22 protein-coding genes are annotated in these 25,758 nt (G+C 39.4%); all 22 read left to right on the top strand.

Going from position 1 to position 25,758, the window contains the following annotated elements; all coding sequences use genetic code 11:
* Window positions 1-44 precede the first annotated feature (44 nt).
* The 22 genes from AC625_RS16920 (at window position 45) to AC625_RS16815 (ending at window position 25,732) form a co-directional block, all read left to right on the top strand.
* Entirely contained in the window at window positions 45-1,178 is a 1,134-nt protein-coding gene (locus AC625_RS16920) for a stalk domain-containing protein (protein ID WP_049682353.1), read from the top strand.
* A 373-nt stretch (window positions 1,179-1,551) separates the two neighbouring features.
* Window positions 1,552-2,361 carry a DeoR/GlpR family DNA-binding transcription regulator gene (locus AC625_RS16910; RefSeq protein ID WP_180320114.1) on the top strand — a complete coding sequence of 270 codons (810 nt, stop codon included), beginning with the start codon at window positions 1,552-1,554 and terminating at the stop codon, window positions 2,359-2,361.
* Window positions 2,362-2,372: 11 nt separating this feature from the next.
* Window positions 2,373-3,539 carry a diphosphate--fructose-6-phosphate 1-phosphotransferase gene (locus AC625_RS16905; protein ID WP_049682350.1) on the top strand — a complete coding sequence of 389 codons (1,167 nt, stop codon included), beginning with the start codon at window positions 2,373-2,375 and terminating at the stop codon, window positions 3,537-3,539.
* 15 nt (window positions 3,540-3,554) lie between these two features.
* A complete protein-coding gene (locus tag AC625_RS16900; RefSeq protein WP_082191146.1) occupies window positions 3,555-4,868 on the top strand; it encodes an ABC transporter substrate-binding protein in 1,314 nt (437 codons plus the stop codon).
* Window positions 4,869-4,999: 131 nt separating this feature from the next.
* Window positions 5,000-5,899 carry a carbohydrate ABC transporter permease gene (locus tag AC625_RS16895; RefSeq protein ID WP_049682348.1) on the top strand — a complete coding sequence of 300 codons (900 nt, stop codon included), beginning with the start codon at window positions 5,000-5,002 and terminating at the stop codon, window positions 5,897-5,899.
* A gap of 3 nt (window positions 5,900-5,902) precedes the next feature.
* The gene (locus tag AC625_RS16890; protein ID WP_049682347.1) at window positions 5,903-6,724 is read left to right on the top strand and encodes a carbohydrate ABC transporter permease; all 822 of its coding nucleotides are present in this window, start codon (window positions 5,903-5,905) and stop codon (window positions 6,722-6,724) included.
* A gap of 258 nt (window positions 6,725-6,982) precedes the next feature.
* Window positions 6,983-7,993: a Gfo/Idh/MocA family protein gene (locus AC625_RS16885; protein WP_049682346.1), complete on the top strand. Its 1,011-nt coding sequence runs from the start codon at window positions 6,983-6,985 to the stop codon at window positions 7,991-7,993.
* Window positions 7,993-9,012, top strand: a complete 1,020-nt coding sequence (gene iolG / locus AC625_RS16880) for an inositol 2-dehydrogenase (protein WP_049682345.1) — start codon at window positions 7,993-7,995, stop codon at window positions 9,010-9,012. The genes AC625_RS16885 and iolG (AC625_RS16880) overlap by 1 nt, the downstream gene beginning before the upstream one ends.
* Before the next feature lie 120 nt (window positions 9,013-9,132).
* The gene (locus tag AC625_RS16875; protein WP_049682344.1) at window positions 9,133-10,641 is read left to right on the top strand and encodes a sugar ABC transporter ATP-binding protein; all 1,509 of its coding nucleotides are present in this window, start codon (window positions 9,133-9,135) and stop codon (window positions 10,639-10,641) included.
* Window positions 10,642-10,645: 4 nt separating this feature from the next.
* Window positions 10,646-11,644 (top strand): ABC transporter permease, encoded by a 999-nt coding sequence (locus AC625_RS16870; protein ID WP_049683788.1) that lies wholly within the window; start codon window positions 10,646-10,648, stop codon window positions 11,642-11,644.
* A gap of 47 nt (window positions 11,645-11,691) precedes the next feature.
* Window positions 11,692-12,654: a sugar ABC transporter substrate-binding protein gene (locus AC625_RS16865; protein WP_049682343.1), complete on the top strand. Its 963-nt coding sequence runs from the start codon at window positions 11,692-11,694 to the stop codon at window positions 12,652-12,654.
* Window positions 12,655-12,730: 76 nt separating this feature from the next.
* Window positions 12,731-13,750 (top strand): LacI family DNA-binding transcriptional regulator, encoded by a 1,020-nt coding sequence (locus AC625_RS16860; RefSeq protein ID WP_049682342.1) that lies wholly within the window; start codon window positions 12,731-12,733, stop codon window positions 13,748-13,750.
* Window positions 13,751-13,910: 160 nt separating this feature from the next.
* Entirely contained in the window at window positions 13,911-14,933 is a 1,023-nt protein-coding gene (iolG, locus tag AC625_RS16855; protein ID WP_049682341.1) for an inositol 2-dehydrogenase, read from the top strand.
* Window positions 14,934-15,127: 194 nt separating this feature from the next.
* A complete protein-coding gene (locus AC625_RS16850; protein WP_049682340.1) occupies window positions 15,128-15,964 on the top strand; it encodes a sugar phosphate isomerase/epimerase family protein in 837 nt (278 codons plus the stop codon).
* A 43-nt stretch (window positions 15,965-16,007) separates the two neighbouring features.
* On the top strand, window positions 16,008-17,717 hold the full coding sequence (locus AC625_RS16845; protein WP_049682339.1) for a ribulokinase: 1,710 nt from the start codon (window positions 16,008-16,010) through the stop codon (window positions 17,715-17,717).
* A gap of 592 nt (window positions 17,718-18,309) precedes the next feature.
* Window positions 18,310-19,539 (top strand): YHYH domain-containing protein, encoded by a 1,230-nt coding sequence (locus tag AC625_RS16840; protein WP_049682338.1) that lies wholly within the window; start codon window positions 18,310-18,312, stop codon window positions 19,537-19,539.
* 13 nt (window positions 19,540-19,552) lie between these two features.
* Window positions 19,553-19,717: a hypothetical protein gene (locus AC625_RS26900; RefSeq protein ID WP_156187569.1), complete on the top strand. Its 165-nt coding sequence runs from the start codon at window positions 19,553-19,555 to the stop codon at window positions 19,715-19,717.
* A 427-nt stretch (window positions 19,718-20,144) separates the two neighbouring features.
* The gene (locus AC625_RS16835) at window positions 20,145-21,137 is read left to right on the top strand and encodes an ABC transporter ATP-binding protein (protein WP_049682337.1); all 993 of its coding nucleotides are present in this window, start codon (window positions 20,145-20,147) and stop codon (window positions 21,135-21,137) included.
* Window positions 21,134-22,078, top strand: coding sequence for an ABC transporter ATP-binding protein (locus AC625_RS16830; protein ID WP_049682336.1), 945 nt, complete (start codon window positions 21,134-21,136; stop codon window positions 22,076-22,078). The genes AC625_RS16835 and AC625_RS16830 overlap by 4 nt, the downstream gene beginning before the upstream one ends.
* 41 nt (window positions 22,079-22,119) lie before the next feature.
* Window positions 22,120-23,124 (top strand): ABC transporter permease, encoded by a 1,005-nt coding sequence (locus AC625_RS16825; RefSeq protein ID WP_049682335.1) that lies wholly within the window; start codon window positions 22,120-22,122, stop codon window positions 23,122-23,124.
* Window positions 23,125-23,141: 17 nt separating this feature from the next.
* A complete protein-coding gene (locus tag AC625_RS16820; protein WP_049682334.1) occupies window positions 23,142-24,038 on the top strand; it encodes an ABC transporter permease in 897 nt (298 codons plus the stop codon).
* A 62-nt stretch (window positions 24,039-24,100) separates the two neighbouring features.
* A complete protein-coding gene (locus AC625_RS16815) occupies window positions 24,101-25,732 on the top strand; it encodes an ABC transporter substrate-binding protein (protein ID WP_425415455.1) in 1,632 nt (543 codons plus the stop codon).
* Window positions 25,733-25,758: the final 26 nt, after the last annotated feature.

Raw genomic sequence — 25,758 nt, 5'->3', positions numbered from 1 at the left:
TATTTTATAGAAAACAGCTATTAAATAAGAGGAGGAGATTCATAATGATAAGAAAGCCATTTATTACTCTACTAATTCTAGTGTTTATTGCACTAGCAACTGCTCCAATGGTGCGAGCTCAATCCGTAAACCATTCCGATGTGGCGAAGATGTATTTAGTGAAACATGAATTGAAAATGAAGAAAAATGCTTCAACAGCAGTGTTTGACGGGAAAACAATTTCAGTTGATCCTTACCTGCTTCGAAATGAGCGAACCTATGTACCGATCAAATTAGTTCGCGACTTACAGATAGGTTCCGTTCAATGGGATGGGAAAACGCAATCTGCCGATATACAGTTAAAAGAAGAATATCTTAATAGAAAGATTGGTTTCAAAGTTGGCAAGCCTTATTTGTATGCCCCCGATGGTTCGTTTAATTCTGATATTAAAATACCAGCACCTTTTATTCATAAAGGTAGAGTGTATTTACCTGTAAGCGCCATGCCTAACTTAGGAATCAATGTTGGCTATGAAAAAGGCATCCTAAAGTGGCAATGGAGTGAGAAAATGATTGAGATTCTAAAGCCGCAAATACATACTGAAAATCCAGAGGTAACATTCACTTTGCTTTATCAAAAGGATCTCTATACGCCTCAATACTTGTTAAGTAGCGGGTTTGGTGGCTGGCTTGGATATACTGGAAAAATCGTTGACAAAGATTTAAAAATTGATAATCGAATCTATCATCGGATTGAATTTAGAGCAACCGTTAAGCCTGGCATGAATCCAATCATGCTTACAGCTGTTTCAATGGGGAACAAACCATTTGAAGTGATTTGGAAACCAGAAGGGAATGTACCTGTAAACATTGAAAATGACCGCTATCTTCAAATCGATAAACCGGCTAACGGTTTTTTGCAAATAGAAAAAGGAAAAGCATTTACATTAGCAGGTGCGATAAAAGAAAATTCACCACAGTTTACCGGATTTTCTGTTCATATTGGTAAATATAGCAATCACAATTTTGAACTTGTCAAAACTGAACAGATACCTATGAAAAACTTACAATTTTCAAACGAAATTAAACTAGATGAACCCGGATATTATTATATCCAAGTAAGAATTGAAGAAGATCCAAAACTGAATTTTCACCTAAGAATTAACACTTGGGCGGACTTTATCGTAGAAGTGAAATAGGGTAAACGTAAAAAACTCTCCACTGCACTTAACAGCAGCGGGGAGTTTTTTTGTGTAGAAATAGTGGCTTTGGCGCGCAAATCTCAAATCTCGCTTAAAGTATCGATTCCGGTGCGCAAATTTGAAATGCGGCTCGTAAAGTATGAAATGGCAGATTTATCTGATACGTCTGGGTATAGAAATTTTCAAATTTCCCTAAAAATTGCACTTCGTTTTGGGGTGGTTGGCTCATTTCGTAAAAATACGATCAGTAAAAGAAACTTTTACATCAAAAAAATAACGAAATTACTCTTTACGCTTTCGCTTTTGTAACTTATAATAAAAAACACTAAATAAACTAATAATTCTAAAAATTAAGAAAGTGTGAGATGATGTGATTACTAGCAAAAGGCATGAGTTGTTACTCCAGTTTATTGAAAAAAATAAGATGGTTAGTATTCATGATATTGTTGATCTCTTTACCATTTCATCTGTCACAGCAAGAAGGGATGTGGAGTTTTTAGAAAAAAACACAGGAAATGTAAAAAAAATAAGAGCGGGTGCAGTGTGGCAGGACTCAACATCCTCTAATGAAGGAAGAGAGAATGCCTCTACGAAATACTTAAACAACCGTTTTATCGAACAAAGCGGGAAACAGTCACATGAGAAAGGAATGATTGCTAAAAAGGCAGCCACTCTTATACAGAATAATGAAAGTATCATGATGGATGCTGGGTCGACCATATTTCAGTTAGCAAAATGTCTATCGCCACAACTATCTGCGACTGTTTTTATTACGGCGATGAATATTGCAGAGGAACTTGAACATTATGAAAAAATCACAAAAATTGTTTTAGGTGGCGTTTTTCGATCAAAGGCAACAACGATGGTAAGTTCGATGATGGAACAGCTAATTTCAAGCGTGTATGTTGATAAACTCTTTATCGCTTCAACTGGACTTTCCTTTTCACATGGATTTACTTGTAATGATATTTTGGAAGCAGATGTGAAGAAACAGCTGCTTAAGTCAGCAAAAGAGGTGTTCTGGTTAGTTGATTCTTCGAAAATTGGCTCGATTAGTTCATTTCAAATTTCTGATTTTGACCCAACACATACGATTGTTATCGATGACCGAATTCACCATGAGGATTTAGAAAAATTGAAATCGAGGATGAAAGTTATCATTGCGAAAGAACAAGAATAGGCAGGTGGCAAATGAATATTCTCGTTGCACAATCAGGTGGGCCAACCCCAGTCATTAACGCGTCATTATACGGTGTAGTAGTACAAGCATTATCCGAAAAGAAGATTACAAAAGTACTTGCCTCTGTTAATGGAATGGAAGGACTCTTACATAATCGGATCATCGAATTAACAGATAAAGTAGCACTTATTAAAAGAGCAAAAGAACAGCCTGGTGCGATCATCGGTTCTTCACGCTATGCGTTGACGGAATTTGATTATGAAAGAATCGTTGATCAATTAATCGAACTTTCGATTGAAATCTTTTGTTATATCGGTGGGAACGGCTCAGCTGTTTCGCTTCATCAGATTCACGAAGTTTGTAAAGCGCGAAAGCTAGATATTAAGTGTATTTTCATTCCTAAAACAATTGATAATGATGTATGCGGAACGGATCATACGCCGGGTTATCTCAGTGCTGTTCATTTTTTAACAAAAACGATCCGCTATTTAGAAGCGGATATGAGATCGATTTCCTCTCAGCCGCAAATCGAAATCATGGAAGTTATGGGTGGAAATGTTGGTTGGCTTATGGCAGCAAGTACTTGTAGAAAATCGGCAAGAAACGACTTCCCGCAATTAGCTTATTTACCAGAGCAAGAAGTATCGATCAGTGAACTATTAGGAGATATTGAGCGATCGTTAAAAGGCAGTTCAAATATTCTTTTAATGGTGTCAGACCATATGAAAATAAATGAGCTAAACTCTGATATCACGATTCACAATCCGCGGAAAAACTATAATGGTGGCATCAGTTATCGATTAGCACAGGAAATTCAAATCCAGATGAACATAAAAACCAGGATTACTATCCCAAACAGTTTATATAGAAGTTCCATGGAATTTGTGTCAAAACAAGATGTACTTGAAGCAGAAGCAACAGGAAGGGAGGCGATTAAGGCTGGTTTAAGGGGAGAAACTGGGAAAATGATTGGCATTGAAAGGACAGAGAATTACCCCTATATGTACCAATTCGTTTGTGTTGATTTATCTGAAATTTCAGGAAAGGAGAGGAGTCTACCCGCTAACTTTTGGGATGGGAAACAGCATAAGGCAACCCAATCATTCCATGACTATTTATTGCCATTAATCAATTTGGAAGCGTTACCAAATGTCGTGACGTTAGAAAATTTATTGTAGAAAAGGGGAATAAACATGAGGAATTGTAAGATGATCGCATTAATAAGTGTACTCATTCTTTTGCTGACAGCTTGTGGTCCACCATCCACTGGGAATAAGGTAAATAATGACGTAAATCAAAACAACACACCAGGAAAGAACGGAAAAGTACAAATTCATTGGTTACAACATTGGGTCAATGAACAAGGACCAGATAAAATTAATAAAGTGAAAGCAGCATTCGAAGCGGAAAATCCAGATATTGAATTGATTATCGATGATCTACCATTTGCTCAAGAACATGATAAAATTTTATCTTTAGATTTAGCAGGCACTCCCCCAGATATCATTACAACATCAGGAGCTTGGTTAACGGAATTTGCCGAAGCAGGCATTATTGATCCGATTGATGACTATGTAGCTCAACTTCCAGAAGACTATCAAAACGCGATTGAAGGCCCGATGATGCAGCCTTATAAAGGGCATTTGTATGGCATGCCGATTACGAACGGGAATATGGCGTTGTTTTACAATAAAAAACTGCTAAAAGATGCCGGTGTAGATGTACCTGAAACATGGGATGAGTTTTTAGAGGCATCGATTAAACTAACGGATAAGAGTAAAAACCAATATGCACTAACTGGGAATCTTGCTGCAGAACCACCAACTGTTATTAGTTATGAAGTATTTCCGTTTATTTTGCAAGCTGGAGGCAAAATTCTTGAGAATAATAGAGCGGTATTCAATTCACCAGAAGGTGTAAAAGCGTTAAATTACTTAAAAGATTTAATCAAAACAGAAAAAGTCACAACGCCTGGCGAACTTAGTGCAGGTGAAAAAGAGAAACGAGCTAATTTCTCAGCTGGAAATGTAGCCTTTATGTTTGAAGGTCCTTGGGGAGTAGCAATCCAAAAGAAATTGAATCCAGATTTGGATTTTGGCGTCGCTCCATTACCGAAAGGCGAACAAACTGGAACGATTGCCCAAGGTTCGGTATTATCCCTTAGTGCGAAAGGAAAAAATAAAGAAGCATCTTGGGAATTTATTGAATTTATGGGCAGCGAAGAAGGGCAATTACTATGGGATCAAGCGACCAACTTCTTCCCATATAACAAAGAAACGATGAATAATGATTTCTTCAAGAAAGATCCGTATTTAAGCGTGTTTGTAAACGAATTTGAAACATTTGATCGTGTGGAAGTTATTGATCATTACTTACCAAACGCTGTTGATTTAAGAAAACGCTTTACGGTTGAAATTCAAAACTTTATCAATGGTAAAAAATCGGCACAAGAGGCACTAGATGACGCAGCAAATTATTGGAATAAAGCATTTGAAGAAAACGAATAAGAGATGAATAAATTGATACAAAGAGGTTGTTAGAAAAGGTCAGACCCCACATTCTACATACAGTTTACCATGTCATGATGGGCAGTAAGTGAGGTCTGACCCTTCCTCTTTGTTAAGCCTGGGGGAGGAACATGGATAATAAAAATGTTGCGAATCAATTAACCGAATACTTTAAGAAGATTTCCTTTATTTTACCAGCACTAATTTTACTACTTCTACTAACTGCCTATCCTTTATATCAAGTAATTCTCATGAGTTTTTATGATTATACAGACAAGTCGAATCCCGTATTTTCAGGTCTGACGAATTATATGGACTTTATTGTCGATCCACTATTTTGGAATGCGCTAAAAAACACATTGATATTTACCATTGTTAGTGTCGTGATGGGGTTAGTGATAGGGCTAACCTTTGCATTATTACTGAACCAACCGATTAATACGAAGTTTAGAGCGGTGTTTCGGGCGTTGTTGATGTTTCCGTGGTTAACGTCTACGACGGTCATTGCCGCTATCTTTATGTTAATGCTCAATCCATTCGGTCTCGTCAATAAAATTTTAGGCGGACTCGGATTTATGGAACTATCTCAAATGGCATGGTTAGGAAATGAAAAAACCGCCTTGATGGGTGTCATCATCGCAAATATTTGGCGTGGTTTTCCTTTTATGATGTTAATGCTACTAGCCGGTTTACAAACCATTTCCCATGATTTGTATGAAGCAGCCGAAATTGACGGAGCTGGTTTTTTCACAAAATTAGTTTATATTACGATTCCACAATTAAAAAATATTATCATGACATTAGTCGTCTTAGAGTTCATTTGGAATTTCAGAGCCTTTGATTTGGTCTTCCTCATGACGGGTGGGGGACCGATGGATAGTACCGAAATTTTATCCACCTATATTTATCAAAGTGCGTTTAGAACGTTAGATTTTGGCTATGCATCAGCTACGTCATTATTCATGCTATTTGTTATGTTGATCATTTCGTTATTTTATATTAAATCATCGATTAGTAAGGAGGGGGAATAAAACATGAATAAGAAACATAAATATACGGTTTATTTATCCTTGCTCGTTCTTGGGAGTATCGTGATGATTCCAATTTTTTGGATGATTAGTATAGCATTCCGAACGAATCCAACTGTATTCTCAAACCCGCTGAAGCTATTACCTCCTACCTTTACGCTGGATGCATTTAGTACGGTGTTTAAAAACAAAGATTTAATCCAATTGTTTGTCAATAGTTATATTATTGCTTTGTCCGTTACTTTCATTTGTATAATCGCTGCAGCCATGGCTGGGTATGGGTTTTCACGGTTTCAATTTAAAGGAAAAAAAACCGCTTTAATCTACATTTTAATCACGCAGATGTTTCCCATGGTGCTTCTCGTCATTCCTTACTTTTTATTTATTACGAATGTAGGGCTGTATAACACCTACTATGCTTTAATTCTAGCCTATACGTCTTTTGCCTTACCTTTTTCAATTATGATGATGAGGGATTTTATTAGTACGATTCCCAAAGAATTAGATGAAGCGGCCAAAATCGATGGATGTGGTCCGCTGAAAACTTTTTTCTATATTATTTTACCACCAAGTTTACCAGGGTTAATTGCGACAGGCGTTTATACATTTATTCTCGCCTGGAATGAATTTTTGTTTGCGGTCGTACTAACCAACTCGATTTCCGTCAGACCGCTTACGATCGGAATCGGGATGCTCATTGGAGAATTTACTACGGAATGGAATGCTCTAATGGCGTTATCCTTTATGGCCAGTGCACCATTAATCATCGTGTTCTTATTTGTTCAGAAGTATTTTCTGCAAGGGCTTACTGCGGGGAGTGTCAAATAAGTAGTTGGAAGGTTAGGGGATGATTGTTTTTCCTATCCTTTTTTTGTGGGTTGAAGTCTCCACAGCTACACGAGACGTGATTAACCTATAACTGTCTACCTAAATATTAATGAACAAAATATCAAATTCATTAAAAATGGGAAAATTTAAATAAGTAAGAAAAATTTGTTGAAAAATAAAAATGATGAGCTATAATTAGGGAAAGCGCTTACTTAAAAACTTTACTTACAATAAATAGAAAGCTAAAGGTGGGAGTTTATGACTAAGATACATTGGGGAGTCATGAGTGCGGCAAATATAGCCTATGATGAAGTAGTTCCAGCTTTACGTCGTTCAGATCGTACAGTAGTTGCTGCAGTTGCATCGAGGAGCAAGAGGAAAGCTGAACGCTTTCATACACCTGTCATTTATGAAAGTTATGAAGAGTTATTAGACGACTCAGCTATTGATGCCGTTTACATTCCGCTTCCAAACTCGCTTCATGCCAAATGGGCAGTAAAGGCCATGGAAAAAGGGAAACATGTACTTCTTGAAAAGCCGGCTGCGTTAACAGCACAAGAAATGGAAGCTATAAAAAAAGCAGCGGATGATAATCATGTAGTCTTTATGGAAGCATTTATGTATCAATTTCATTGTCAACATAAACGCGTGAAGGAACTGCTTGAATCGGGGATAATTGGCGAATACCGACATGTGAAAGCCCACTTTTCCTGGATGCTTGATGAGGTAGGGGATATCCGTTTAAATCGAGAATTAGGTGGAGGTGCCATGCGTGATGTCGGGTGTTATGGTTTGCATGCGGTAACACAAATTATTGGCTTTATCCCTACCCGTGTTTCAATGAGCGGGAAAATGAGTCCAGATCATGGAGTTGATACAACGTCTACTTGCGTATTAGTTGATAATCAAAACCGAATAGCTGAGGTATCGGCCTCAATGGAACTTCCGTTTATAAATCGGTATGAAATTATTGGTCCTAAGGGTTCAATTATTGTTGATTCCGCTTTTCGGCCAGATGTATCAGATGATCAACATGGGAAAATCACTGTAAAGGATGACAATGACAATGTGATTTTATTTGAGAAGTTTAAAGATGATCAATATTTAAATCAGGTTGAGCATTTTCATGATTGTATTCTAGAAGGAAAACAGCCTGATTACAACACGAACCATTCGCTTCAGATGGCCGGTTATCTTGAGAAAAGTTACCAGTCATTGCATAACCATTCTGTAATGATGGATATGAGTGAAAAAGGAGAACAAAAATAATGACAACAAAAATTCGCACGGCTGTATTTGGACTTGGAAGACTTGGATATTGGCATGCAGTAAATGTAGCAACAAGAATTCGCAACGCAGAGCTGGTGGCGGTATGCGATATGAACATTGAGACGGCCGAGCGGGTCGCAAAAGAATTAGAAGTGCCGACTTATACGACTAATCCCGATGAGATTTTTCAAGATGATACGATTCAGGCAGTAATTATTGCTTCACCAACAAGCACTCATTTTGATTTATTGAAAAAAGCGTCAGAATCAGGTAAAGCCATTTTTGTTGAAAAGCCACTGACGATTGATTTAAATGAAGCCAATGAAATTAAAGGGATAATCGAAAAGAATCATACAATCTGTCAGGTTGGTTTTATGCGTCGATTTGACCCTGCGTACGATGCAGCGAAAAAACGAATAGAAGCTGGTGATATCGGTGATCCGATATACTTCCGCGGTATTTCTCGTGATCCTCATGCACCACACGAAGCGTTTATCGAGCATAGTGGCGGGATGTTTGTTGATGTGTCCATCCATGATTTTGATATTGCCCGTTACTTAATGGAGTCTGAAGTAACCTCAGTTAGCGCTCATGGCCGTGTTTTAAAGTATCCGTTCATGGAAAAATACGGGGATGTAGATCAATCTCTTACGTATATAGAATTTGCTTCAGGTGCAGCTGGAGACGCCGAGGCCAGTCGTAACGCTTATTATGGCTATGATATTCGGGCAGAGGTCATTGGTACAGAAGGCTCCATTTTTATTGGAAATCTAAGAGAGCATGATATTCAGATTTTAACGAAAGCGGGAAGCACACATGATATAGTACCAGATTTCCCAACCCGTTTTACAGATGCTTACAATTTGGAACTCTCAGACTTTTTCCGAGTGGTGTCTGAGAAAGGAACACCACGTGTTACAGTAGATGACGGTGTAAAAGCTCTAAAAATCGCTCTTGCAGCACGGGAATCCTATCAAACTGGACAAAGAGTTAGCTTATCTCCATTACCAGTGCGTTAATTCGAGAGAATCATGTTTTTAAAAACTATCATATGTTTGAAAAATAAAAATAGAGTCTTTTTATACTAGTTTAGGAAAGCGCTTACTCAGAAATAAGGAATAATAGAAAGGGGTCTGTACATGGTTACTCATGCAGGAAGCCTCCTAGAAATGAAAGGAATTAAAAAAAGCTTTGGTCAAAACCATGTTTTAAAAGGGATTGATCTAGATGTAAAAGCTGGAGAAGTTCATGTTTTGCTTGGTGAAAATGGTGCAGGAAAGTCCACTCTTATTAAAATTTTAACAGGTGCCTACGAAAAAGATGCTGGTGAGATTTATTGGGAAGGTCAAAAAATTCAACTTAATACGCCAGTTGAGGCTATGAGTCTTGGCATTGCGACCATTTATCAAGAACTGAATGTCATTCCAGAATTAAAGGTCTATGAAAATATTTTTCTTGGAAGAGAATTAAAGCGCCGAGGAAAGCTGTCCCTTCTTAACCAAAAAGAAATGCGCAAGGAGGCTGAACGCTGTTTGATGATGCTCGGCCAGAGCCCGGCGCTTGCAGATAAGCAACTTGGAGAGTTGGGAATTGGGCAGCAGCAACTTGTCGAAATTGCGAAGGCGCTCGCCCTCGATGCGAAATTGATTATTATGGATGAGCCGACATCTAGTCTTAGTGGAACAGAAGTAGAACAGTTATATAGCTGTGTTGAACAATTAACGGAAAAAGGCATTGCAATTGTCTTCATTTCCCACCGGCTTGAAGAAATTAGACGGATGGGCGATCGGATCACTATTCTTCGCGACGGATTTAAAATAGATACGTTGCCAGTTCAGACAACTGAAACGGATTACTGGATTGAATTGATGGTTGGCAGGACGCTGGATGAAAAGTACCCGAAGCAATCGTTTACGCTTGGAGAAGAAGGATTTAGAGTTGAGAACATAGAGGTATCGGGAACGAAAGAACCCGTTGGATTTTCGGTTCGATACGGTGAAATTGTTGGCATTTCTGGGCTCGTTGGTGCAGGACGAACAGAATTAGCAAGAGCCATTTTCAGTGCAGATGTACGTGGCGGTGGAAAAGTCTTTATAGATGGAAAGGAAATCCGCATTAAATCACCTCGAGATGCAATTGATTCAGGCATTGCTTTTATTACGGAGGATAGGAAAAGTGAAGGTCTTCTACTTGATCAACCGCTCGACTTCAACATTGCCATGGCAAATATGCGGAAATTCACAAAGAAATCTAGATTGGTTGATTTAAAAGGTATCAGGGAAGAAGCAATCAATTATATAAAAGAATTGAAGGTGCGACCTAATAACATTGATCTTCACGCACGACACCTAAGTGGAGGGAATCAACAAAAGGTAGTTATCGCCAAATGGTTATGCACACAAGCAAAGGTATATATCTTTGATGAACCAACAAGAGGTATTGACGTTGGTGCAAAAGTTGAAGTGTACCGATTAATGAATCAGTTAATTGAAAGTGGTGCCATCGTGTTGATGATTTCTTCAGACCTGCCTGAAATTCTTGGTATGTGTGATCGGGTCCTAGTAATGAGTGAAGGGAAAATAACCGCTGACCTTGAGATAGAAGAAGCTACTCAAGAGAGAATCATGAAAGCGGCAACAGGAGGATGAAATGATGAGTGAAGTAGTCATTCAAAAACCAAAGAACGAAGAAACTAAACCAAAGAAAACAGTAAAGAGTTATGTAAGTAAGTTTGCACCACTAATCGGTCTCGTACTCTTAACTACAATCCTTACATTTTTATCGGACAAGTTTTTAACTATGAATAATGTCATGAACATTGCCCGTCAGTCTTCTATTAATGCCATACTGGCCATTGGAATGCTTCTTCCAATATTAACAGCTGGTATTGACTTGTCTGTAGGTTCAATACTTGCTGTCTCCATTATGGTGATGGGAATTGTTTCTATTAATATGGGCTTGAGTCCCATTCTAGGTATTCTTGTTTGTCTTGCCGTCGGTGCTGCATTTGGTTTAATAAACGGTTTGTTATTAACAAAATTACGTTTACCACATCCGTTTATTTCTACACTTGGTACGATGAACATTGCCCGTGGTATTGCGCTGATTATTACTGCAGCAGCTCCGATTGCTGGATTCCCATATTTGATCCAATTTCTAGGACGTGAATTTGTAGGTCCGATCCCAGTTAGTTTCCTACTAGTTATAGCCGTCTATATCATTTTCCATATTTTCTTAACGAGAACACAGACGGGTCGATATATTTACGCAATTGGTGGGAATAAGGAAGCAGCTCGATTATCAGGAATTAATGTGGATCGTGTGTTAATTATTGTGTATGTAATTAGTGGTTTAATGGCAGGACTGGCGGGTCTTGTGATGGTTGGCCGTGTGAATTCTGCTTTCCCTCTAGCTGGTCTTTCCTATGAGCTGGATGCAATTGCAGCCGTTATTATTGGTGGTGCTAGCTTCATGGGCGGCGTTGGTACGGTTTGGGGTACTTTAATCGGTGCGATGATTATAGCCGTTCTTCGTAATGGTCTAAACCTATTAAACGTTCCTGCAGATTTCCAAATGGCGGTCATTGGTTTCGTTATTATCGCTGCTGTATATGTTGACGTCCTTCGTCAACGAAAAGGTAAAAAAGGATAATGAGTTTTAAAAGCACGTATAGGACATAGAAAAATGGGGGTAATGAGATGAATAGGAAGTTTAAATGGATCACAGCTATAGTAGCAGTAAGTTGTATCGCGTTAGTTGCAGGATGCAGTAGCGCAGATAAAAAAGCAAGCGGTGGCGGAAAAGAAAGTGTTGCGGTTGTTTTAAAAACTTTATCTAGTCCTTATTGGAAATATGTTGAGGCAGGAGCAAAAGCTGCAGGAAAAGAATTCGGTGTAGATGTAGTCGTGGTTGGACCATCTGCCGAGTCAGAAGTGATCCAACAAGTAAATATGCTTGAAGATCAAATCAGTCAATCGCCAGATGCGATCGTTGTCGCTCCCACTCAACCGGAGACAGTTGTTCCCGTTTTAGAAACAGCAGCTCAATCTGATTTGCCAATTCTCCTGATTGATTCAGATGTCGATTTTGCTGGGAAAACAAGCTTTATCGGTACAGAGAATCACACAGCAGGTATGGAAGGTGGCAATTTACTTGCTTCTATGCTGCAAAAGGGAGATAAAGTGGTATTAATTTCAGGAGCACTTGGCAATCCAGCTACAGATGAACGAATTAAAGGGGCAAAAGAAGCACTTAAAAAAGCAGGTCTAGAAGTTGTCGCGGAACAACCTGGAGATAGTGATAAAACAAAAGCGATGACTGTTATGGAAAATATCCTGCAGAAAAATGGGGAGGTAAAAGGAGTTTTCGCAGCCAATGACGATATGGCACTAGGTGTAGTGCGTGCTGTTGAATCAAAAGGACTTGATATAAAAGTAATCGGTACAGATGGCACAAAAGAAGCGGTTGAATCTATTTTAGATGGCAAGCTTTCAGGTACTATTGCTCAAAGTCCTTATAATATGGGCTATCAAGGCGTCGAAAATGCATTAAAAGCAATAAAAGGGGAAAAGATCGATAAGCGAATAAACAGTGGAATTGACATCATCACAAAAGAAAATGCCCAAGAAAAATTAGAATTCTTAAAGAGTATTGCAAAATAGGACGATCGATCTCACTAGCAAATTTCCTTCATGCTAAAATAAGGTAAAGAACAATTTGAGGGAGTTTTGAAAACAGATGAAGCCGACCATTTATGATGTAGCAGAAAAGGCGGGGGTCTCCATCGCCACTGTGTCGAAGGTAATCAATAATACAGGGCGCATTAGCGAAAAAACAAAAAATAGAGTAGTGGATATTATGCAAGAACTCGAATACCAACCAAGCAGTGTAGCGACAGCGCTCACAGGGAAGAAGACATTTACAATTGGAGTGCTCGTTCCTGATATTGCCAATCCATTTTTTGCTGAAGTTGCCCGGGCGTTGGAAAATAATGCTCGGGAAACCGGCTATGCCATCATCATTTGCAGTACAGATTATCAGCGAGAACGTGAGCAGGACTATCTGGAACTTCTTTTAAAAAAGCAAGTGGATGGCATTATTATCGCAACAGATCCAAAAGATTGGAAGGTTTTCAAGAAACTTCAGAGCAGGAATATCCCACTGTTAATGTTTTCAGTGGATCATCCATCCTTTACGTCTCACGTTGTAACGACAGATGACGTACGTGGTGGATATCTTGCTGGACGCTACTTATTGGATAAAGGACATCGACATGTGGCTGTCATTGCTGAATTAAATCGTGCCAGTGGAAGCCTGCGTGTAGAAGGTTTGAAACAGTCATTTGCTGATGAGGGAATTAAGTTTAATGACAACTTGGTTATTTACTCTAAGTCCAAAATTGGAGAAGCGAGAGAAGCTGCCAAGGAAATTTTGAAATTAGAGAATAAACCCACTGCGGTATTTGCGGCAACGGATTTAATCGCTGCTATTTTTATGAATGAAGCACGGAAGGAACATGTAGTTATTCCTAATGACATATCGGTGATTGGCTTTGATAATACCATACATGCCGAGATAGCGGACCCAGGCTTAACGACAATCGCGCAACCTATTGAGGAATTGGCGCGTTTAGCCATTCATCAGCTTTTGCAGTCGATTGAAAAACCTACTATGTCTGGACACAGAATTATGCTTACACCAGAGCTTATAGAACGAAACTCAGTAAGAGATTTAATGAATCATACAAATAAAGAGTAAAGAGTCAGCCGGTATATTCGGATAGTTTCTAATTCAAAGATTAAGCGCTGAATTAAACGTAAAAAATCTAAAAAATAGGCAAGACGACCTTGCGAATAATAGTGAATATCATAATGCGAACACTTGAAACATTAACAATACTTTTATTGGGGGATTGGCCATGACATTGACTGTTGGAATTATAGGAGCGGGACGTATTGGAAAATTACATGTGGATAATTTGAGAGTAATTCCACAAATCCGAATTAAGAGTGTTTCGGATGTTGCGACGGATCATCTAGAACCATGGGCAAAAGAGAAACAAATTGACGTATTAACAACGGATTACCATGAATTACTTAATGATCCGGAAATCCAAGCCGTCTTTATATGCTCACCGACAAATACACACGCAACGATAATTAAGGAAGCAGCACAAGCTGGGAAACATATTTTCTGTGAAAAACCAGTTAGCTTCTCTGTGGCTGAAACAGAAGAAGCACTTACTGTCGTTGAAAATGCTGGTGTAAAGCTTCAAGTCGGTTTTAATCGTCGCTTTGATCCAAATTTCCGAAAAATCCGCACGCTCGTAAAAGAAGGTGAAATCGGAACACCTCATATTTTACGAATCACTTCACGGGATCCACAACCACCAAGTCTTGCTTATATTAAATCATCAGGCGGGTTGTTCATGGATATGACCATTCACGACTTTGATATGGCACGCTACGTTATGGGCAGTGAAGTTGTGGAGGTTTCCGCATATGGGGCAGTTCTAGTGGATCCAGCAATAGGCGAGGCTGGTGATATTGATACGGCAATCATCACGTTGAAATTTGCAAACGGTGCACTTGGTGTCATCGATAATAGCAGAAGTGCAGCCTACGGATATGATCAACGACTTGAAATATTTGGTGATAAAGGAGCTGCGCAAGTCGATAACAACCGAGCTACAACTGTTGAAGTATCAACGAATGACCATGTGAAAAAAGAGAAACCTCTTTACTTTTTCCTTGAAAGATACACCCAAGCCTATATCGAAGAAGTAACAGAGTTTGCATCTGCATGCCTTGGAAACCAAGAAGTGAGTTGTAGTGGCTTTGATGGTTTACAAGCTGAACGTATTGCAAAAGCAGCGCAACAATCTCTCGAAACAGGGGCCCCAGTTCAGTTGACGCAGGCTGCCGCTACGGTTGTAAATTAAATAGAGGGAAAGAAAGAGAATATATGCCCGTGTCGTATTTTTCCAGCAATAAAGATTCATTCTATGGCTCTACTTGAAAATGGCACAGCTGGCGTTGAACGTTAGATACTTGTTACGTGAAAAGGGAGTGGTAGGACAGAGATGGTCTGTGCCTCTTCCCTTTTTTCATTTTGAATGGAACGAGGGGGAACGAATTGAAATTTTCGATATGCAGTTGGATTTTTGGCAGTCTACCAATAGAAAAGGTTATGCAATTTGTGTCTCAAACAGGTTATGATGCAATCGAAATTCGAGCAGCTGTGAATGACTATAACTGGAAAGATATTTTACAGCTTTCGAAGGCGTTGTCTTTGGAAATTGGCGGTTTGACAGGAGATACAGGATGGCCAAATGAAGAACAAGACTTAGCGAATGCCAGCCCAACAAACCGTCAAAAAGCGATCGAGTATTTTAACAGACAAATAGAGGCTGTTAAAGAAGTAGAAGGAACGTACCTCGTTGTTTGTCCTTCGGCAGTTGGAAAGACCGCGCCGATGGGACAAAATGGAGAGGATTGGAAATGGGCCGTGGATTCTGTGCAAAAGCTAACAGAAAAAGCCAGTGAATTAGATATTACACTTGTGATTGAACCTTTAAATCGGTATGAGAGTTGTATTGTCAACAGCGGTCAAGATGGTGTACGATTTGTTCGAGAAGTAGGACATCCGAAGGTAAGAATGCTGCTGGATTCATACCATATGAATATGGAAGACGAAGATATGGAAACCCCATTTCTACTGGCTAAAGATCATTTAGAAATCCTACATGTAGCAGACAGTAATCGACGTGCACTTGGCAGAGGACATATTGATTTTGGACAATTTGTATCGGGGATGAAGAAATCTGATTTTACTGGTTATATTGTCGTGGAGTGTATGGCACCTGGTGTCAATCCTTTTCAACCTGATAAAGGACAGCCGGAAATGGATTTGATATATACGTACGCGGAAGAATCTTTGGGATATTTAAGGAAACTAAACACTTTAATGTGAAAATGTATTACATACACTAGCGACAAAGAAAGGGGAAAACGATTTGACAAGAAAATATACGATAGGAATCGATTTTGGAACGGAATCAGGAAGGGTACTATTGGTTGACGTGGACACTGGTGAGGAAATCGCCACGCATGTAACCGCTTATAAAAATGGCGTATTAGATGAGATGCTGCCGAATGGACAATCACTTCAACCAGATTGGGCTCTACAACATCCTGGAGATTATTTAGATGTGCTTTTTCACTCCGTTCCTGAAGTGATGCGTTTGGCTCAAATCGATAAGAAAGATGTAATTGGGGTAGGGATCGACTTTACATCTTCCACTATTTTACCTTTAGATCAACAAGGAAATCCATTATGTTTGGATCTGAAATGGGAAAACCATCCACATAGTTGGGTGAAATTATGGAAACATCATGCAGCACATAAAGAAGCAGATGAAATAACAAGACTTGCCAAAGAAAGAAATGAGGAATTTTTACATCGTTATGGTGGCAAAATCTCTTCGGAATGGATGTTTCCCAAGATCCTACAAATTATCAAAGAGGCACCGGAGGTTTTTGAAGAAGCAGACTTATTCATCGAAGCTTGTGACTGGGTAACGTATCGATTAACCAACAATCTGATTCGCAGTAGTAATACATGTGGTTATAAAGCATTTTGGAATAAAGAAGCTGGGTATCCAGAGGCTTCATTTTTTCAAGCACTTCATCCACGACTGGAAAATATATTAGAAACAAAAATGCGTGGTGAGGTTCGGTCGATTGGCGAGAAGGCAGGAGAACTGACAGAAGAGATGGCTCACAAATTAGGGCTCTTACCGGGGATTGCTGTTGCTGTTGGAATTATTGATGCTCATGCTGGAGTACCAGCTGTTGGAGCGGTACACCCAGGACAGTTCGTATTGGCGATGGGGACGTCTACATGTCACATGCTGATATCGGATAAAGAAGAAGCGATCGAAGGGATTTGTGGAATTGTAGAAGATGGAATTATTCCTGGTTACTACAGTTATGAGACTGGTCAAGTTGCGGTAGGAGATTCCTTTGCTTGGTATGTAGAGCAAGCAGTACCAAGCTATGTCGTACAAGAAGCAGAAGAAGCAGGAAAAAGTGTGCATCAAGTATTGGAGGAAAAGGCATCCACGTATAAACCTGGACAATCTGGCCTTATCACTTTGGATTGGTGGAATGGCAATCGCTCTGTTTTAGTTGATGCCAATTTATCTGGGACGATTATCGGGCTGACATTAGCTACGAAACCGGAAGAAATCTATCGTTCTTTATTAGAATCGACAGCATTTGGGACTAGAAAAATTATTGAAAATTTTACAGAAGCAGGGGTAGAGGTTCGCGAACTTTTTGCATGTGGTGGTCTTCCACAACGAAATAAATTGCTTATGCAAATATACGCTGATATTACCAATCGTGAAATAAAAATACCTGCTTCGAATCAAACAACGGCTTTAGGTGCTGCTATGTATGCTTCTGTTGCTGCAGGGGGATATAATGGTGGCTACGACACGATTTTTGAAGCAGCTGAGAAGATGGCTAAAGTTAAAGAGGAAGTCTTCGTTCCAATCGTAGAAAATGTGAAAATTTATGATGAACTTTATAAATATTATCTAGATCTTCATGATTATTTTGGTCGGGAGAAGTATGAAATCATGCACGGTTTGAAAAAAATGAGAATGATAGACGATGTAGAACCAGGACAGAATGACAGGAAATTAGAAGTGCAAATGTAACAGAAAGTGCCCATTGTGTGCAATAAACCACCAATGGACACTTTGTTTTACTAGGCAGTGGAGTTGGATGAATTCATGTCAACTACTACTCCGGATATTTGAACTGTTTTTAAAATACTTCGAAGGAGGAGCTTTTTCAAATCCCTGCTCCTGAAATGGCTCCGGCGCGTAAATAGGCAAATCCGGCTTGTAATTGGATTTCCGGCTCGTAATGTTGGAAAAGGAGGAGGATACATCAAACAGAGCTAGATTGAGCACTTTAATGTAAAAATGTAAGCGTTATTATATTTTTTAGTATTTTAGAATCTCGTAAACTTTTTAGTAAGATCTATAGGCTTTCCAGCAATTCATTTAAATTGAGGGATTAATTATGAAAAGGTTGCCTTCCTTACACTAAAAGTTAATTTCATTTTATTCGATATTTACAAAAGTTATATAAATAATAATGATAATTTCAACTAACCTCATTAAATTAATATTTTCTACTGACAAACAAAAAAAACTTTATTGTAAAAAGTTAGTAAATATGTAAATATTACAAATAAAGAATTTATTTGTAATGTCAGAATATTATTGAAAATGGGGTTATTACTTGATAAAGAGAATAGGAATTATTACGCTGCTCCTTTCATTTGTTTTAGGTTCTACGATTTATGCCCATTCTGGAAGGACGGATAGCAGTGGGGGACATAATTGTAGCGCAAAATCTCAAGCAAAAGGATTATGCTCTGGCTACCATTATCATAACGGGGGAACAGCGGAATCTTCGCATAAGAGTAATTCCACTTTTACAACTCCCACTCAATCAAGCGATAAGGATTGTTCCGATTTTTCTAGTTATGAGGAAGTAGTAGAATACTGGAATTCAAAAGGGTATACAAAAGAGAATGATCCAGAAAGACTGGATGGTTGGGGAAACACGGTCGATGATGGTATACCATGTGAAGCGCCAAGTGGTTATGACACTAGTAAAATAAATCATAGCCCAGCCCAAATTGCCAAGATAACTGCAGAAAATGATAAAGCAACTGGTGAAAAAGAAGGATATTCTGTAGGGTATACAGCTGGTTATTCCGATACAACAAAGAATACTAGTGCAAATGGATCTGATGACTATATTCAAGGGTATCAGTCGGGATATGAAAAGGGTTATTTAGAAGGAAACAATAAATTACATGCTGATAAAGAAAAGGCTAAGCAGACAGGCTATGAATTTGGAGCTAAACAGGATCAACTTGTGATTCCTGATACATTTAAGGCAAATACCAGTTTACAAGAATCGTTTACTATAGGGTTTAATGAAGCGGTAAGTGAAAGAGATGAAAAGAAGAAAGCGGAGTATGCTGCTCTTGGTTATCAAGATGGAAAAGATGAAAACGATGGAAGACCTCCTAAAAATATTAAAGATTTATACATAGCTTCATACAATGAGGGTTTTGAAAAAGGGCAAAGTGAATTGAAAGTAGAGTACAAAAAACAAGGGTATGAAGCAGCTTTCACCATGCTGATTTATAAGAAGCCGCAACTTGAGACCGATAAATATGTAGGTTGGTATAAAGAAGGATTTGAGTCTAATAAAGAAATAAAAGAGATTCAAGATGACGCATATAATCTGGGTTTGCAGGGAGAAGCTTTTCAAATTCCTGATAAATATCAAAAAGCTAAAGTTATATTTGATGAATATTATCATCTCGGTAAGAAAGAACATGCTACCAAGCAAGAAGAAAAGCGTACTACAGCAACTGCTTCAACGGTAGCTGGAATGGGCATTATAGGTTGGTTCGCTCGCCGCTTTTATGTAGCACGTAAAATGGCAAGTTAAAGGAGGAGAATAGATGGGATTATATAGATCCATTTGCTATAGTGTAGAGGATGCTTTCGTTAAAATGATGACCAGAAAAAAAGACCCTTCAATGGTGAGGGAAAAGGTTATGACATATCGAAGTGAAAAAGAAAATAAGAAGTATGTGAAGAAATCTAAAAATAAGATAGGATCATAGTTTGTATCCCACTGTCACCACTCCGAATTTATTCGAAAATTTAAAAAGACAAAGAGCCCATGATTGATCAATTTGGCTCTCTGTCTTTTTTTTACCCATAAAATCATAGCGTTTTCAGTCATTCAGTAGTATCTGCCGCAAAGGTTTCGGGAGCTTTGTCTCCTCTTAAAGGTGTGAAAATTCTGTAGAATAATGTAGAGTTTTGCGGTATACTACATAAAAACAACAAACATTCTAAAAATATTATTATATCAAAAGAATACAAATAAGTGGATTAGAAGTACTTTTAGTTCTAGTTTATTGATTTTTTTGATAAATTTGAGATTTTTCATGTATACAATTATAGGAATGCGTTGTATGAAAATACAAATTCTAGAATGTTAATTCAAATGAGATGCCGGGAGATGTTATGGGAAGGAGCTTTCATATGAAAGGTGAGTCTGTTTTAGAAGTGAAAAATCTGCGTACTTCCTTTTTTACGGATGATGGAGAAGTGGCGGCAGTAGATGATATCGATTTTTATATTAACAAAGGAGAAATACTTGGGGTTGTTGGGGAATCGGGCTGTGGGAAATCGGTGACTTCGTTATCGATTATGGGCTTAGTTCCCAGTCCTCCCGGTAAGATTGTTGGCGGAGAAATTTTGTATAAAGGCGAGGATTTGACGAAGGCATCGGAAAAACGGATGCGACAAATTCGAGGCAATGATATTACGATGATCTTCCAAGAACCGATGACGTCTTTAAATCCGTTGTTTACGATTGGGAATCAGATTATGGAAACGATTCGCTTACACAACAAGTGGAATAAGCAGCAAGTGAAGGAACGAGCGATTGAAATTTTGCAAATGGTTGGCTTACCTCGCGCGGAAGAATTGCTAAATGAATACCCTCACCAGTTATCTGGCGGCATGCGTCAACGAGTGATGATTGCGATGGCTATGGTCTGTAATCCACAATTGTTAATCGCTGATGAACCGACAACTGCTCTAGATGTCACCATCCAAGCACAGATTCTAAAGCTTATGAAAAAGTTAAACCAAGATTATCAAACGGCGATAATGATGATTACCCATGACCTTGGCGTTGTTGCGGAAGTTTGTCAGCGCATTGTTGTGATGTATGCGGGAAAGGTCGTCGAAGAAGGCGATATTGCGACGATTTACAGAAATCCAAAGCATCCTTATACCATTGGGTTAATTAAATCTGTTCCTGATATGCGAAAAAAGGTCGATCGGCTTTATTCAATTCCAGGAAATGTTCCGAAGCCAGGAAGTATTAAAGATGGCTGTCGTTTTGCCGCACGCTGTGAGCATGCCTTCGACCGATGCTTTAGGGAAACGCCTGAACTGTATCAAACAGGAGAAGGGCAAAAAGTAAGATGCTTTCTGCATGAACAACAAGGGGGTGTTTCTGAATGACGAAGCCGATCTTACAGGTGGAACATGTCAAAAAATACTTCCCGATTACGGGCGGGATTCTAGGGAAGAAAATCGGCGATATGAAGGCTGTGGATGGTGTTTCTTTCCATGTCAATGAAGGCGAAACATTAGGGATTGTTGGCGAAAGTGGCTGTGGTAAGTCGACAACAGGCAGGATGCTGCTTCGGTTAATTGAACCGACAGAAGGAACCATTCTATTCGATAATCAAGATCTTCGGGCTTTACCGAAAAAAGAAATGAGAAAAGTACGGCGTAATATTCAGATGATCTTTCAAGATCCATATGCATCGCTTAATCCGAGACATACAGTGGAGAAGATATTAGAGGAACCGCTGATTGTCCATGGAATTGGCAATGCAGCTGAACGAAAGAAAAAGGTAAGCGACATGTTAGAGGTAGTAGGGCTAACTAGTTATCACGCGAGACGCTATCCCCATCAATTTAGTGGTGGACAGCGGCAACGTATTGGCATTGCCCGGGCGTTAATGACCCATCCAAAACTGATCATTGCTGATGAACCTGTTTCGGCGTTGGATGTGTCAATTCAATCACAGGTTCTTAATCTATTGAAAGACTTGCAAAAGGAATTTCAATTAACCTATATCTTTATCGCCCACGATCTTGGCGTTGTCCGTCATATTAGTGATCGAGTTGGGGTTATGTATAAAGGCCGGATGGTGGAGTTAGCTGCCGCTGAGAAAATTTATCAGAATCCGCTTCATCCATATACCCAACAATTGTTAGCGGCAGTTCCGATACCTGATCCGGAATATTACCAAGAGGGTGCAGAAGCTGCGATCCAATTTGGCACACTGCCAAGTCCGTATGTCATCGATGATTCTTGGATGAATATTGACTCAGAACGTGATGATTTAGTGGAAGTGGAGCCAGGCCATTTTGTGGCTTGTCGTCTGAAATAAATTTCGAAAAAACATTGTAAAATGAAAGGGGAGGGGTTCTTGTGTTAACGTACACAATTCGCCGTCTATTGATGCTTATACCCGTCCTGTTTGGTATGACAATTGTTGTGTTTTTCATCATTCGAGCCATCCCAGGTGATCCGGCCCAAGTGATCTTAGGACAGCAAGCAACAAAGGAAGCGATGGCGCAATTAACCGAAAAACTTGGCTTAAACGATCCATGGTATGTGCAATTTTTTCACTATGTAAAAGGGCTCCTGTCAGGAGATTTAGGGGAATCATTACGCAGCTCAGCGCCGATTAAGGATGAAATTTGGCCATATCTTGCAGCGACGCTGGAATTATCCTTGGTTGCAATGCTCATTGCGATTTTCATTGGCGTAAATGCAGGGATTATCAGTGCCTGGTTTCAAAATTCATGGTTTGATTATACCGCGATGATCCTGGCGTTAATTGGGATTTCGATTCCGGTTTTCTGGCTCGGTTTAATGGAGCAATGGGCTTTTTCTTTAGAATTAGGTTGGCTACCTTCAACAGGGCGAGAAAATGTTCGTGATCCAGTTGAAGTGGTAACGAATCTCTATTTAATCGATACATTGATCGCTGGTAGATTTGATCAATTCGGTGAAGTCATCCGCCATCTAATCTTGCCAAGTTTAGCACTTGCAACGATACCAATGGCGATTATTGCCCGCATTACTCGTTCTAGTATGTTAGAAGTCATGCGTTCCGATTATATTAGAACGGCACGTGCAAAAGGGATGAGAATGTTCTTTGTTGTGTACAAGCATTCGTTAAAAAATGCGGTCATCCCGGTGTTAACTGTAATCGGACTTCAAGTGGGACTATTACTTGGTGGAGCGATCTTAACGGAAACGATTTTCGGCTGGCCTGGAATTGGCCGTTATATTTATGAAGCGATTGGGTTTCGTGATTATCCAGTGATTCAGTCTGGTATTCTCATCATTGCCACCATCTTCATACTGATTAATCTAGTTGTGGACCTTCTGTATGTTGCTATCGATCCACGCATTAAATACAACTAAAGAGAAGGGGGATTTTTGTGCCGGTTTTAGCAAAACGTGAAAATGAGATAGACCAGCTTCAACAGGAAGAAGCGAGTTCCCCATGGCGGGAAGGATGGAAAAGCTTTAAGAAAAATAAAGTCGCATTGATTGGTGCTGGTATTGTGCTATTTTTTGTGATCATTGCGATCTTTGCACCGCTACTGGCTCCATATGGCGTCAATGACCAAGAACTTTCCATCCGAAATACCCCACCTTCTTTTGAGCATTGGTTTGGAACCGATGACTTTGGTCGGGATATTTTTTCCCGGGTACTATACGGAGCTCGAATTTCATTATGGGTCGGCCTCGTATCGGTAGCGGGATCTGTTATCCTTGGCTGCTTCCTTGGCATTATCGCCGGATATTACGGAAGATGGATTGATACACTGATTTCGAGAATTTTTGATATTATGCTCGCTTTTCCTAGTATTCTATTAGCAATTGCGGTCGTAGCCGTGTTAGGGCCATCCTTACAAAATGCCTTAATTGCGATTGCGATTATCAATATTCCGAATTTCGGCAGACTCATTCGTTCGAAAGTACTTAGTGTGAAACAGGAAGAATATATTATGGCGGCTCGAGCAGTGGGGATGAGTGATGGTCGTATTTTATTCCATCATGTGTTGCCAAATAGTTCAGCACCGATTATTGTACAAGCGACATTGGCGATTGCAACAGCGATCATCGAAGCAGCAGCGCTCGGCTTCTTAGGGATGGGAGCCCAACCTCCGCAAGCGGAATGGGGGAAAATGCTTGCTGATTCAAGGCAATATATTATTCAGGCACCATGGACCGTTTTATTCCCAGGGTTAGCCATCATGTTGACGGTCCTTGGCTTTAACTTAATGGGTGATGGACTCAGAGATGCCTTAGATCCAAAAATGAAAAACTAAGAATTGGTAGATTGCGGGACGAACACTTCGTACCGCTTTCCATATAGAAAATAGGGGGAACGATGATGAAACGGAAAACTTCATTTTTTGTCAGTCTTTTAATTGTACTAACAGTAGTACTTGCGGCTTGTTCTGGTGGCAACAAAGAAAAAGCCGGAGACAAGAGCGAAACAACAGAGCCGAAAGCCGGTGGTACATTAATCTATGGCCGTGGCGCTGATTCGATTGGCTTAGACCCAATCAATATTACCGATGGTGAGTCGATTCGTGTGACGCATAATATTTTTGAAACATTGTTTGTCTATGATGATAAGCTCAAATTGCAACCAAAACTAGCGGAATCTTCTCAAGTTTCTGAAGATGGCTTAACATGGACACTTACGCTTAAAAAAGGTGTGAAATTCCAAGATGGCACCGATTTTAACGCAGATGCTGTTGTATTCAACTTTGAACGTTGGATGGATCCAGCAAATCCATACCATAAGGGAGATTTCCCATACTATCCATTCTTATATGGTGGATTTAAAGGCGATCCAAATCACAAAATTGCCTCTGTAAAAGCAGTGGATGAATCAACTGTAGAAATTACATTAACTGAAAGAACGGCGCCATTTCTTAGCTATCTAGCGATTCCGATGTTCGGAATTGCCAGTCCTGATGCGATTAAAAAATATGGAGACAAGTTCTATGAAAACCCAGTTGGTACTGGACCATTCAAGTTTGAGAGCTGGAGTCGTAATGATAAAGTGGTCTTAAAGAAAAATGAAAATTATTATGTCAATGGACAACCATACTTAGATGAAATGATATTCCGCGTGATTCCGGATAATTCATCCCGTCTAACAGCTCTTCAAAGTGGTGAAGTAGATATCATTGATGGACTAAATCCAGATGATGCCGATACAATTAAAGCAAATTCACAATTAAGCCTGATTAAGCGTCCAAGTTTTAACACAGGATTTATGGTTTTCAATACCCAAATGGCACCATTTGACAATGTAAAAGTTCGTCAAGCCATTAATATGGCGATTAACAAAAAAGAGTTAATTGATGCATTCTATAATGGCTATGCAGAAGTAGCGAAAAACCCATTCCCATCTTCACTTTGGGGCTATAATGATAAGATTGAAGATTACCAATACGATGTAGAAGCAGCGAAGAAGTTACTTGCAGAAGCAGGTTTCCCGAATGGCTTCAAAACGGAATTATGGACGATGAGTAATCCAAGACCATATTTACCACAACCATTAAAGATAGCAGAAGCGATGCAAGCGAACTTGAAAGCGATTGGCATTGACGCAGAAATCAAAACGTATGAGTGGGCAACCTATTTACAAAAGACGGGTGAAGGGGAACATCCAATGGCCTTATACGGTTGGACGGGCGTTATGGCAGATCCAGATAATTTCTTATTCCCGAACTTAAGCAATACGAATATCGAAAAACCAGCCAGCAACCGTGCTTTTTATAATAATGAAGAGTTTACCATGCTATTACAACAAGCTCGTACAACATTTGATCAAGACGAGCGCATCAAGTTGTACCAACAAGCACAGGAAATTTTCCATCAAGATGCACCATGGGTAACAATTGGTCACACAACGCCACCTATGGGACTTGCGGGCTATGTAAAAGGATTTAAAGCACATCCAATGGAAAATGACAATTTTGCTGAAGTGTACTTGACGAATTAAGGAAAAACTCACACGCAAGAAAACTT

The sequence above is a fragment of the Peribacillus loiseleuriae genome, assembly GCF_001183985.1.
Taxonomy (GTDB): domain Bacteria; phylum Bacillota; class Bacilli; order Bacillales; family DSM-1321; genus Peribacillus; species Peribacillus loiseleuriae.
This window is presented reverse-complemented; position numbering and strand designations above follow the sequence as displayed.

Excerpts from the sequence above, each read along its gene's own strand:
- AC625_RS26900 (WP_156187569.1), top strand. The coding sequence starts at position 19,553 with ATGGGATTATATAGATCCATTTGCTATAGTGTAGAGGATGCTTTCGTT.
- AC625_RS16920 (WP_049682353.1), top strand. The coding sequence starts at position 45 with ATGATAAGAAAGCCATTTATTACTCTACTAATTCTAGTGTTTATTGCA.
- AC625_RS16870 (WP_049683788.1), top strand. The coding sequence starts at position 10,646 with ATGAGTGAAGTAGTCATTCAAAAACCAAAGAACGAAGAAACTAAACCA.
- AC625_RS16875 (WP_049682344.1), top strand. The coding sequence starts at position 9,133 with ATGGTTACTCATGCAGGAAGCCTCCTAGAAATGAAAGGAATTAAAAAA.
- AC625_RS16905 (WP_049682350.1), top strand. The coding sequence starts at position 2,373 with ATGAATATTCTCGTTGCACAATCAGGTGGGCCAACCCCAGTCATTAAC.
- iolG (WP_049682345.1), top strand. The coding sequence starts at position 7,993 with ATGACAACAAAAATTCGCACGGCTGTATTTGGACTTGGAAGACTTGGA.
- AC625_RS16885 (WP_049682346.1), top strand. The coding sequence starts at position 6,983 with ATGACTAAGATACATTGGGGAGTCATGAGTGCGGCAAATATAGCCTAT.
- AC625_RS16860 (WP_049682342.1), top strand. The coding sequence starts at position 12,731 with ATGAAGCCGACCATTTATGATGTAGCAGAAAAGGCGGGGGTCTCCATC.
- AC625_RS16865 (WP_049682343.1), top strand. The coding sequence starts at position 11,692 with ATGAATAGGAAGTTTAAATGGATCACAGCTATAGTAGCAGTAAGTTGT.
- AC625_RS16895 (WP_049682348.1), top strand. The coding sequence starts at position 5,000 with ATGGATAATAAAAATGTTGCGAATCAATTAACCGAATACTTTAAGAAG.
- AC625_RS16830 (WP_049682336.1), top strand. The coding sequence starts at position 21,134 with ATGACGAAGCCGATCTTACAGGTGGAACATGTCAAAAAATACTTCCCG.
- AC625_RS16815 (WP_425415455.1), top strand. The coding sequence starts at position 24,101 with ATGATGAAACGGAAAACTTCATTTTTTGTCAGTCTTTTAATTGTACTA.
- AC625_RS16890 (WP_049682347.1), top strand. The coding sequence starts at position 5,903 with ATGAATAAGAAACATAAATATACGGTTTATTTATCCTTGCTCGTTCTT.
- AC625_RS16900 (WP_082191146.1), top strand. The coding sequence starts at position 3,555 with ATGAGGAATTGTAAGATGATCGCATTAATAAGTGTACTCATTCTTTTG.
- AC625_RS16835 (WP_049682337.1), top strand. The coding sequence starts at position 20,145 with ATGAAAGGTGAGTCTGTTTTAGAAGTGAAAAATCTGCGTACTTCCTTT.
- iolG (WP_049682341.1), top strand. The coding sequence starts at position 13,911 with ATGACATTGACTGTTGGAATTATAGGAGCGGGACGTATTGGAAAATTA.